The organism is Dietzia sp. UBA5065, assembly GCA_002415925.1.
Classification (GTDB): Bacteria; Actinomycetota; Actinomycetes; order Mycobacteriales; family Mycobacteriaceae; genus Dietzia.
This window is the reverse complement of sequence record DIAZ01000044.1, coordinates 39,849-47,615: the sequence shown is the minus strand read 5'-3', so window position 1 is coordinate 47,615 and position 7,767 is coordinate 39,849. Positions and strand designations below refer to the sequence as shown.

Sequence of the window (7,767 nt, the reverse complement as noted above, 5' to 3'; positions counted from 1 at the left end):
TCGTCGGCGTAGATGTTGCCGATCCCCGAGACGACCGTCTGGTCCAGCAGGAGCCTCTTGACCTCGGTGTCGCGGCGCCGGATGGTCCGGGCGGTGGCGAGGGGGTCGAACCCGGGCTCGAACGGGTCCGCCCCGATGTGGGCGGCCGGCGCGGGCAGGAGCACCCCGGTGCCGTCGAGGGCCTCCGCCAGGGGCACGACGGTCCACCCGCCGAACGTCCGCTGGTCCACGAAGCGCAGCTCGCAGCCGTCGTCGAGCCCGGCCCTCGCGTGCAGGTGGCGCACCGGCGGCGCGCCGGCGTCGGTCACCAGCATCTGGCCGCTCATCCCCAGGTGCACGAGGAGGCAGTCCGCGCCGACGGTGTGATCGCCGTCCAGGGTCAGCCACAGGTACTTGCCGCGCCGCCGGGCGCCGCTCACGGTGCGCCCGCCCAGCCGCGCGACGATCTCCGCCGGGCCGCCGGGTTGGCGGCGGGCCGTCCGTGCCCCTGACACCTCGACCCGGTCGATCCTCCGGCCCACCACGTGGGTCTCGAGGCCGCGGCGCACCACCTCGACCTCGGGCAGCTCGGGCATGTCAGCGAGCGGCCCGGTCCAGGGCGGCCCACGCCTGCTCGGCGGCGTTCTGTTCGGCCTCCTTCTTGGTCCGACCGACGCCGTCACCCAGCGGCTCGTCGCCGACGTGGGCGACCGCGGTGAACGTCTTGGCGTGATCCGGCCCCGAGGACGCGATCTCGTACCGCACCCTGGGCCGGCCGAGGGCCGAGCATTTCTCCTGCAGGCTGGTCTTCCAGTCCAGGGCCGCGCCGAGGGTCGGGATCACCCGCAGACGATCGCCGATGATCCCCTCGACGACCGTGCGCGCCACCTCCAACCCGTGGGTGAGGTAGACGGCGCCGAACACCGCCTCGAGGGTGTCGGCGAGGATCGACTGCTTGTCCCGCCCCGCCGTGAGCTCCTCCCCCCGTCCGAGCCTGAGGTGGGCGCCCAGCCCGTCGGGGCCAAGTTCCCGGGCGATGTCGGCGAGGACGTAGGTGTTGACCAGGCTCGCCCGGATCTTGGCGAGGTCGCCCTCCGGCCGGTCCGGGTACGCGAGGTAGAGGTACTCGGTCACGACCAGTTCGAGGACGGCGTCCCCGAGGAACTCCAGCCTCTCGTTGTCCGGGAGCCCCCCGTGTTCGTAGGCGTAGGACCGGTGGGTGAGCGCCTGGAGGGCCAGCTCCGCGGGAAGCTCCACGCCGAGCACCTCGCCGAGGGCGGAGGACGGGTCCGTCACTCGGCTCCCTCGCCGATCTCCGTGGTGCCGAACTTCTCCGCCAGGCCGGCCCAGCGCGGGTCGATGCGCCCCTCCGTGCTGCCGGAGACCCCGTCGGGGGCGGGTGTGTCGGCGTTCACGCACTCGGTGCGCCCGTAGTCGGTACAGGTGGGCGACATCGGGAACTCGAGGCCGAACGCGTCGACGAGCGCGGGCTCCAGGTCCAGCAGGTCGCCGTCGAGGAGGCGAACCTCGTCCTCCTCGGCCGCGTGCGCGGTGTCGGTGCCGTGGCCGGCGTACATCTCCGTGAGCGTGACCCCCACCTCGGTGGTGAACCCGCCCAGGCACCGGGCGCACTCGACGGTGGCGGACCCGGTCACCGACCCGGTCACGAGGACCCCCTCGTCGACGAAGGTCAGGTCGAGGTCGAGCTCGACCTCCGAGCCCTCGGGGATCCGGATCATCTCGACACCGATGTCCGACGGCAGTACGGCGGCGCGCCGCACCTGCGTCATGGCACCGGGGGTTCGGGCGATGCTGCGGGTGTCGAGGACGAGGGAATCGGCGGCCGGGCGGCCTTGGCGGAGCGGGCGTGAGGTGGTGGACACGCCCAGCAGACTACCCGTCGGGGTCAGTAGTTCCCGAAGCCGTCGCCGTAGTGCTCGTCCTCGCGGGTTCCGCGCCGACCGGGTGCGTCACGCCGCGCGGCCGGGGCGACCCCGTGGAGTTCCTCCCGGCCGCGGGCCACCGTCCGCATGGTCGCACCGAGGAACTCCTCGAATCGCGCCATCTTGTCGTCGATGTAGGCGTCGCACTCCTCCCGCCGGCGGTCGCTCTCGGCGTGCGCGGCGTCGCGGACCCGGCCCGCCTCCTCGTCGGCGATCCGGACCACCTCGGACTCCGAGAGCATCCGCTGCTGCTCCTGGCGCGCCTCGGTGATCGTGCGGTCGTAGATGACGTTGGCCTGCTCGACCAGGCGGTCGGACTCGGCCCGGGCCCGGATCGTGGTGGACTCGGCCTCGCGGCGGGACCTGTCGAGCACCTCCGCGGCGTCCGCCCGTGCGTCTCCCACGAGGCCGTCCGCATGAGCGGTCGCCTCGGCGACCATCCGGTCGGCGCGCGCCTTCGCGTCCGCCAGCATCGCGTCGGCGTCCGCCCGCGCCTCGCGCAGCGTGTGATCCGCCTCCGCGTCGGCGGCGGCCACGGTGTCCCGGGCGGTCGCGTCCGCCTCCGCGAGCACCCTGTCCCGCTGGTCCAGGACGTCCTGGGCGTCGTCCAGCTCACCGGGGAACGAGTCCCGGATGTCGTCGAGCAACAGCAGGGACTCGTGCCTGGGCACCATGCAGTTGGCCGTCATCGGCAGACTGCGGGCGTCCTCGATCATCGCGTTCAGCTCGTCGAGGGCCTGGAACACTCTGTACACGCTCGTCCCTTCAGCGGTTCGTCACTCTTGCCAGACCAGTGTGCCCGCAACCCGGTCCCGGCCGCCGGTGCGGCGGCGGTGTGTCCGCAGGTCGGGGTCGCGGCGGCCCCCGCGGGACTCAGGCCAGACGGTCCTTCAGCGCGCGCGCGACGGTGTCCGGCAACAGGTGTGAGACGTCGCCGCCCAACCGCGTGACCTCACGGCACAGCGACGAGGAGACGAACGACAGGTCGGACCGGGTGGGCAGGAACACCGTGTCGATCCCGGCGATCGACCGGTTCATGTGGGCCATCGGCAACTCGTAGTCGTAGTCGGTGGAGTCCCGCAGGCCCTTGACCACCGCCGTGGCCCCCCGGTCGCGGCAGTAGTCCACGAGCAGGCCGTAGAAGCTGTCCACCCGCACGCCGGGGATGTCGGCGCACACTTCCCCGATGAGGGCCTTGCGCTCGTCGATGGAGAACGTGCCCTGCTTGTTGGGGTTGGCCACCACGCACACGATCACGTCGTCGAACAGGTCGGCCGAGCGCCGGATGATGTCCAGATGCCCGAGGGTCACCGGATCGAACGAGCCTGGGCACACGACTGTGGTCATGGGGCGACCGTATCAACCGGCCGGGCCATCTCGACGGCGGTCTCCCCGTAGGTCCGGTCAAACACCACCTCGTAGCCGTCGGGCCACCGCACCGCCGGGGACCGCCTGGACCTCTCCCACACCACGAGCGCGTCGCGGGAGAGCCACCCGCCCTCGAGAAGCGCCTCCAGCACCGGCCCGTCGAGATCGCCGGAGGCCTCGTACGGCGGATCCGCCAGGACGAGGTGGAAACCCCCCGCCACGGGGCAGGGACCGGCGACGGCGGTCGGCAGCGCCGCCCGCCTGATGATCGCCTCGACCGAGGGGAGGGACGACGACACGCCCGTCGTGTTGCCCTTGAGGACCGCGGCGGCACGCGGGTTCTCCTCGACGAACCAGGCCACGTCCGCACCCCGCGAGACCGCCTCGAGCCCGAGGGCCCCCGACCCGGCGAAGAGGTCCAGCACCGCGGCCCCCTCCAGGTCCACCCGGCTGACGATCGCACTGAAGAGGGCCTCGCGGACCCGGTCGGTCGTGGGCCGCGTCCCCGCGGGCGGGACGGCGAGCTGCCGCCCACGCAGGCGTCCCGAGATGATTCGCGTCATGGTGCTCTCCAGCGTCGAGGGGTCGGGAGGTCAGTACTTGAACAGGTAGTCCGACTCCTCCGAGCCGGACAGGCGGCGAACCCGTTCGGCCAACGCCGGGTGGGAATCGAGACCGGGATCGGCGTCGAGGATCTCCTCGGCGTGACGCCGGGCGATCTCGATGACCTCCCCGTCGTCGACGATCGACAGCAACCGCAGCGCCGACAACGCGCCGGACTGGGCGTCGCCCAGGACGTCGCCCTCGCGCCGCTGGACCAGATCCAGCTGGGCCAGCAGGAAGCCGTCCGTCGTGGCGGCGACCGCCCCGAGCCGTTCCATCGCCCGTCCCCCCGCCCGGGAGTTGGTGACGAGCAGGCAGAGCCCGGGGAGTCCGCCCCGGCCCACCCGGCCGCGCAGCTGGTGCAGCTGACTCACCCCGAACCGCTCCGCGTCCATCACCACCATCACGGTGGCCTCCGGGACGTCCACCCCGACCTCGATCACCGTCGTCGACACCAGGACGTCGAGTGCGCCCGAGGCGAACGCGGCCATGGTCGCGTCCTTCTCCTCCGGCGGGAGCCGGCCGTGCATGAGACCGATCCGCAGTCCGGCGAGAGGTCCGGTGGACAGGTGATCGTGCAGCTCCACGGCGGCGACCAACGGCGGCCTGTCGTCGCCCTTGTCGTCGTCGTCCTCGACCTTCGGGGAGCCGTCCGGGGCGTCGGCGGTCTCTCCGTCGATGCGGGCGCACACGACGTACGCGCGGTGCCCCGCCTCGACCTCTTCGCGCACCCGCTCCCAGGCCCGCTCGACCCACCTGGGCTTGTCGCGGGCCGGCACGACGGAGGTCGCGATGGGTCTGCGCCCGCCGGGCAGCTCGCCGAGCTCGGAGACCTCCAGGTCGCCGAACACGGTCATCGCGATGGTCCGCGGGATCGGGGTCGCCGTCATGACCAACAGGTGCGGGACCGTCCCGTCGCGGCCCTTGGCCCGCAACCGGTCCCGTTGGCGGACACCGAAGCGGTGCTGCTCGTCGACCACGACCAGCCCCAGGTCGAAGAAGTCCACCGAGTCCTGGATGAGCGCGTGGGTCCCCACGACGATCCCCGCCTCCCCGGTGACGATGTCCAGCAGCGCCGCCCGTCGCTGCGCGGTGGACATCGAGCCGGTGAGCAGGACCACGCGGGTGGCCTGGTCCGCCGCGCCGAACCTGCCCCGCTCCCCCAGATCCCCGAGCATCGCCGACAGCGACCGGTGGTGCTGGCCGGCCAGCACCTCGGTGGGGGCCAGCATCACGCACTGGCGCCCGGCGTCGACCACCTGGAGCATCGCCAACAGCGCGACGATCGTCTTGCCCGAACCGACCTCGCCCTGCAGCAGGCGGTTCATCGGCTCGTCGCGCGCCAGGTCCGCCGAGATTTCGGCCAGGACCGACTTCTGCCCCCCGGTGAGCTCGAACGGCAACCGCGCGTCCATCGCCGCGCGCACGCCGTCCCCGCGCACGGGACTCGCCGGCGCCGGGTCGCGGGCGGCGAACCGCCGCCGGGCCCCCAGGAGCAGCTGCAGCGCGATGGCCTCGTCGAACCGGAGCCGGTAGCCTGCCCTGTCCGCGTCCAGGGTGGTCTCGGGCAGGTGCGCCTTGCGCAGGGCCTCGTCGAGATCCATGAGGCCCGCCGCCCCCCGGACCGTGTCGTCGAGGGGGTCCACCACCGGGACGAGGGCGCGGATCGCGGTGACCACGGCGCCGAGCAGGTCCCAGGAGGTCACTCCCTCCTTGGCCGCGTAGATGGGCAGGAGCGGGCGGTCGAACAGGCTCGGTCCCCCCTCGGCGTCGATCTGGGCCGACAGCCGGGCGAGCGCGGCGAGGTCTCCCGAGCCCCGGAGCTGGCCGCCGGGTCCGGAGACCGATCTCAGGACCAGGAACTCGGGATGCTTGAGGTCGAGCGAGTGGCGGAAACGCGACACGGTGCCGTCGAACATCGCGACGGTCCCGACCGGCAGCAGGAACTTGATCTTCCGCGCGGCGAAGTAGACCACCCGGAAGGCGGTGTCCTCGTCCGTCACGGTGAGCGTGAGCATCTCCCGCGGCTGCCCCTGCTTGGTGCTGTAGGTGCGGGTCGCGGCGGCGGTGACCTTCCCGATGATCGTCACCCGCTCGCCGTCGACGAGCTCTCGCTTGTCGTAGCGCTGTCCGTGCTGGCGGTAGCGGCGGGGCAGGGTGTGGAGCAGGTCCCCGACGGTCCGGTGGCCGAACGCCGCGGTGATCCGCTCGGCCAGGTCCGCGTCGAGGACCTCGGCCAACGGGGTGTCCGTGGTGGCGAGCGGCGTCATTCGACCCCGACGTGTGCGAGAACCCGGCCCGTCCCGGCCGCGTACCCGACGACCTCCACGTTCGGGTGGGCGCTCCGGAGCCGGGACAACGCCGCCTCCCTGGCCGCCTCGTCGTACTCGTCGCCGAGCAGGAGGGTGAGGAGTTCCCCGCCGGAGGAGAGCAACCGGTCCGCGAGGGCGCAGACGGCCTCGACCGGGTCCGTCTGGATGAGCGCGACGTCGTGACCGACCACTCCGAGCAGGTCCCCCGCGGAGCAGCGACCGACCAGGGTCAGGGCGTCCTGCTCCGCCCTGACGAGGTGGGCGTGCCTGGTGGCGGAGGCGGCATCCGCCATCCCGAATCCGTCCAGCGACAGCGTGGTCGAGGGGTCGTGGACGGCGAGCGCCGACAGCCCCTGCACCACCGATCCCGTCGGGAGGATCAGGGCGTGCCCGTCGCCGTCGCGCAGCGCCGCGTCCAGCGCGCCGATCTGGGCTCGGGAGAGCTCACCGTTGGGCAGCACCAGCATCTCGTCCGCGGGCACCGCCAGGACGGCGTCGATCACCCCGCCGGCGTGCTCGCCGGGATCCACCGTCACGGCTCCGGCCTCGGTGAACAGGTCCGCCAGGGGCCCGTCGGCGACGATCGCCACGACCGTCCGCTCGAGGGCCCGGGGGGGATGGCCGGGATCGTCGGCGGGATCGTCCCGTTCCCGATGCCCGTGGCCCCCCGCCGACTGCTCGCCCACCGGGTCGAGCATGTCGGTCACGCGGATCTCGGTGATCCGGCCGAGCGGGAGCGCCACCTCGATCGCCGTCCCGATGTCGTCCGTGTGGACGTGCACGGCCCAGCGCGCGTTGTCCCCCGTGCCCCCGTCGCCCACCACCACCACGCTGTCACCGAGCGTCCGGAGCGCGGATCTGAGCTCGTCCGCGCGCACGTCGTCCGAGTGGGTCAGCGAGTACATGACCTCGTACCGGGTGCCCGCGGAGGCGTCCGTCGCGCCCCCGTCGGAGCCGTCGCACCGCGAGGGGGCGTCGGTGAAGGGGTCGTCGGGAATGAAGTAGTCGGGCCGCTCGGGCGCCTCGCCCACGAGGACCTCGACCATCGTGTCCAGCAACACCAGCAGGCCCCGCCCGCCGGCGTCGACCACCCCGGCGCGCGTCAGCGCGGGAAGCTGGGAGGTCGTGCGGTCGAGCGCCACCGCCCCGGCGTCCGCGGCCGCACGGGCCACCTCGACGAGGCTGGTGGCGGACGACCTGCCCGCCCCGGCCGCGGCCTCGCGCAGGACCGTCACGATGGTGCCCTCGACCGGATCGCTGAGCGCGTGGTCGACCAGGGTGACCGCGGTCCTCAGTGCGCGCCGGTACGTGGAGGCGTCCACGACCGTGAAGGTCGCCGCCTCCCCGACCGCCCGGAGGACCTGGGACAGGATCACGCCCGAGTTCCCCCGGGCACCGTGGACGGCCCCGTGACCGAGCGCCACGGCGATCTCCCGGGCCCCGGCGCTCCCGCCGCCCTCGGAGATCCACGCCTCCTCGCCCTCGGCACGCTCGACCGCGGCGCGCATCGTGTAGAGCAGGTTGGTGCCCGTGTCGGAGTCCGGCACGGGGAAGACGTTGAG

The 7,767-nt window shown here is 73.0% G+C and carries 8 protein-coding genes; all 8 read right to left on the bottom strand.

Features of this window, described 5'->3' with window-relative positions; genetic code table 11:
• Positions 1-575, bottom strand: a 575-nt coding sequence (locus B4M60_RS03320) for a DNA-formamidopyrimidine glycosylase family protein (protein WP_291080258.1), incomplete at its 3' end; no start/stop codon positions are given.
• Between the two features lies 1 nt (position 576).
• The gene (rnc, locus tag B4M60_RS03315) at positions 577-1,275 is read right to left on the bottom strand and encodes a ribonuclease III (RefSeq protein ID WP_291080256.1); all 699 of its coding nucleotides are present in this window, start codon (positions 1,273-1,275) and stop codon (positions 577-579) included.
• Complete coding sequence (locus B4M60_RS03310; protein ID WP_291080254.1) at positions 1,272-1,862, bottom strand: YceD family protein; 591 nt, start codon at positions 1,860-1,862, stop codon at positions 1,272-1,274. Before B4M60_RS03310 ends, rnc begins: the two co-directional genes overlap by 4 nt.
• 23 nt (positions 1,863-1,885) lie before the next feature.
• Positions 1,886-2,677: a DivIVA domain-containing protein gene (locus B4M60_RS03305; protein WP_291080252.1), complete on the bottom strand. Its 792-nt coding sequence runs from the start codon at positions 2,675-2,677 to the stop codon at positions 1,886-1,888.
• Between the two features lie 118 nt (positions 2,678-2,795).
• On the bottom strand, positions 2,796-3,269 hold the full coding sequence (coaD, locus tag B4M60_RS03300; RefSeq protein ID WP_291080250.1) for a pantetheine-phosphate adenylyltransferase: 474 nt from the start codon (positions 3,267-3,269) through the stop codon (positions 2,796-2,798).
• Positions 3,266-3,853 carry a 16S rRNA (guanine(966)-N(2))-methyltransferase RsmD gene (rsmD, locus tag B4M60_RS03295; protein WP_291080248.1) on the bottom strand — a complete coding sequence of 196 codons (588 nt, stop codon included), beginning with the start codon at positions 3,851-3,853 and terminating at the stop codon, positions 3,266-3,268. Before rsmD ends, coaD begins: the two co-directional genes overlap by 4 nt.
• A 30-nt stretch (positions 3,854-3,883) precedes the next feature.
• Complete coding sequence (gene recG, locus B4M60_RS03290; RefSeq protein ID WP_291080246.1) at positions 3,884-6,163, bottom strand: ATP-dependent DNA helicase RecG; 2,280 nt, start codon at positions 6,161-6,163, stop codon at positions 3,884-3,886.
• The coding region (locus B4M60_RS03285; RefSeq protein ID WP_291080244.1) for a DAK2 domain-containing protein at positions 6,160-7,767 on the bottom strand (1,608 nt) is incomplete at its 5' end. The genes recG and B4M60_RS03285, both read right to left, overlap by 4 nt.